This window comes from Rudaea sp. (genome assembly GCF_036383415.1).
In the GTDB taxonomy this organism is placed as follows: domain Bacteria; phylum Pseudomonadota; class Gammaproteobacteria; order Xanthomonadales; family Rhodanobacteraceae; genus Rudaea.
In genome coordinates this window covers 1-2,523 of record NZ_DASVOK010000042.1, presented here as the reverse complement: position 1 = coordinate 2,523, position 2,523 = coordinate 1, and the positions used below count along the sequence as shown (strand labels likewise).

The 2,523-nt window shown below is 67.7% G+C and carries 3 protein-coding genes and 1 tRNA gene; 3 read left to right on the top strand and 1 reads right to left on the bottom strand.

Annotated elements, in window-relative coordinates; translation table 11 throughout:
* From VF497_RS01425 to VF497_RS01415, 3 genes are all read left to right on the top strand, one after another.
* Window positions 1–375: type III pantothenate kinase (locus VF497_RS01425; protein WP_330885527.1), on the top strand; the 375-nt coding region annotated here is incomplete at its 5' end.
* A gap of 60 nt (window positions 376–435) precedes the next feature.
* Window positions 436–1,095: an SPOR domain-containing protein gene (locus VF497_RS01420; protein ID WP_330885525.1), complete on the top strand. Its 660-nt coding sequence runs from the start codon at window positions 436–438 to the stop codon at window positions 1,093–1,095.
* A 78-nt stretch (window positions 1,096–1,173) separates the two neighbouring features.
* Window positions 1,174–1,249: transfer RNA gene (locus tag VF497_RS01415), tRNA-Thr, on the top strand.
* 83 nt (window positions 1,250–1,332) lie between these two features.
* On the opposite strand, the gene VF497_RS01410 is transcribed toward VF497_RS01415, so the two are convergent.
* Window positions 1,333–2,523: hypothetical protein (locus VF497_RS01410; RefSeq protein ID WP_330885524.1), on the bottom strand; the 1,191-nt coding region annotated here is incomplete at its 5' end.

Genomic DNA, 2,523 nt, shown 5'->3' with positions numbered 1-2,523 from the left:
GGCACCGCGCTCGCGCTCGATGCGGTCGGCAGCGATGGCCGCCATCTCGGCGGGTTGATCGCCCCCGCGCCGGCGCTGATGCGCCAGGCCCTGCTCGAAAACACCGCACGCCTGGGCGAACTGACTCCGGCCCCGATCGCCGAGTTTGCCGACACCACCGCTGCCGCGGTCGAGTCGGGCACTTGGCTGGCCGCGGTCGCGCTGGTCGAACGTTTCGCACGGCGCGCGCATGCGGTGTTCGGCATGACGCCCGCATTGATCCTCTGCGGCGGCGGCGCGAGGCGTCTGGCGCCGCTGCTCGAACTCGAGCATCGCCACGAAGCCGATCTCGTCCTGCGCGGGCTCGCCTACTTCGCCGACGCCGACGGAAAATGATCGGCGGCGCACGCTGCTAGAATCCGCCCACCACGACTTTCGCAAACCAGCCACGCACGGATGTTCGTTCGCGTCCTTTTCCTGCTTCTGCTCGCGCTCGACATCGGTGCGGCCTGCTGGCTGTATTTCGCGCCGCGCGCGCCGCTGGCCGAAACTCCGGCCGCCGACGCCGGCGTGGCCAAGCTCGTGCTGCTCAGCGAGACCGACCACGGCGCGCCCACGGTGATGCCCGCGGCGCCGAAACCCGCGTCCGATCCGGCCAGGGAAACCTGCCTTTCCATCGGTGCGTTCGCGACCCAGGCCGACGTGCGTGCGGCGGTCAAGGCGCTGACGCCGTTGGTCGCGCGCATCCAGTTCCGCGAAACACGTGTCACCGAAGTGCGCGGCTACTGGGTCTACCTGCCCGCGCCCGGCAACCGCGAACGCGCCCTCGACATCGCGCGCCAGCTCTCGAGCAAGGGCATCAGCGACTACTACGTCGTCACCGCGGGCGAGCAGCCGAACGCGATCTCGCTCGGCCTGTTCCGCGAGCAGGCGAACGCGGACAAGCGCCTGGCCGAGATCCGCGCGCTCGGCTTCAAGCCCGAGACCGTCCAGCGCAGCGACGAGGTGCCGATCTACTGGATCGACTACGCGCAGTTGGGCGATACGCCGATCGATTGGCGCGCGCAGGTGCCGGCGCGCAGCGAATTGCATGCGCAGCCGATCGATTGTTTTTGATCTGCGGGTTTCGTGCGAAAATGCCCCAAGTGGCGCCTTCCATCAGACGAAATCCGTCGGGAAACCCCATCCTTCGTTGCCGCTTTAGCTCAGTTGGTAGAGCAACCGCCTTGTAAGCGGTAGGTCGTCCGTTCGATTCGGACAAGCGGCACCAATAAATTCAATTGTCTGCGAATGCCGGACTTTCGCCGCCGGCGCTCGTCACGCGCCAGCGGCGTCTTCCGCTCGCGCGTGCGGTCAGAACGCCAGCAAGGCCGCCTGCGCTGCGCCCGAAACATTGTCCGGCGCCACCACCATGACGCCAAGGGCCGGTGTATTGGCGAGTTCGGCGGCGTTGACCGTGTAGGTCGCCGTACCGCTGCCGTTGGGCGCCACCGTCGGCGCGGCCGGGAAGGTTACCGCCGGGGTGAAGGCGTTGAAGTTGCCGACGCCCGGCAGTTGCGCTCCGGAGCCGTCGGTGCCGAAGTAGTGCACCACGTACTTGAAACGCGGGTTCGTCGTCGTCAGGCCCAGGCCGGCCGCGCCCGCGCGCGGCACCGGGATCTGCAGAGTCGAGTTGTCGGTCGGCTGCGTCACCGTGAACAGCAGGGAGCCGCCGCCAGTGATGTTGCAGTTGGCGTCGGTGGGGAAGATCGCCGTCGCGTATTGCGAGACCGCAAGGCTGGTACTCAGGGCCGAGCCGTTGATGCCGATCAACACCTTGTTCGGCGTAAAGCCTGGGTTGCCGCTCGTGTCGATACAGATGTCGATCTCCTGTAAGGCCAGCGCCGTCGACGTGCGGTTGTGCGTATTCAACCCGAAGATCACATTCGTGCCCGACAGCCGCGCGCCCGCCGCCCGCACGTCGGCCTGAGCGATGCCCTGCGGCGTCGGCTGCTGCTGGCCCCAGACGTAGAAGGTCGGCGTGCTGGCGAGGACGCCGCCGGCGTTGGTGAAGTTCATCGTCGAGCCGCTGACGTTGACCGCCAGGTTCGAGCGGCTGTGTGCGACCAGGTAATACGGCACCGAGAGCTTCACGTTGCCGTTCAGTCGCGGGTTCGACGGCGTAAGCTGGATGTAGCCGCCGATGTCCTGGAAGCCCGTCCCGCCACCGACCGCGGCCGCCGGCACATCCAGCCGCACCGGGAAGGTGGCGTCGGCATTGGCGTTGACGATCACGGAAGATGGCACCGTTACGCCCGCGCCCGCGGGGCCCGAGGACTTTGCCGTCGAGATGTTGAACTGCATGGCCTTCGGGCCGGCGTTGTGGACCGTGACGGTCTGCGTCGCGCTGAAGTCGCTCAGCAGGTCGGCGAAGCCGAATGACACGCTCTCGTCGGGCATGCGCACGATCGCCTGCGTGGCGGTGGCGGCCTGCGCCTGCGCCAAGCCGGCGCCTTCGTTGCGCTGCAGCAGGTCCTTCATCAGCGCCGGTGCCGAGGTCTGGAC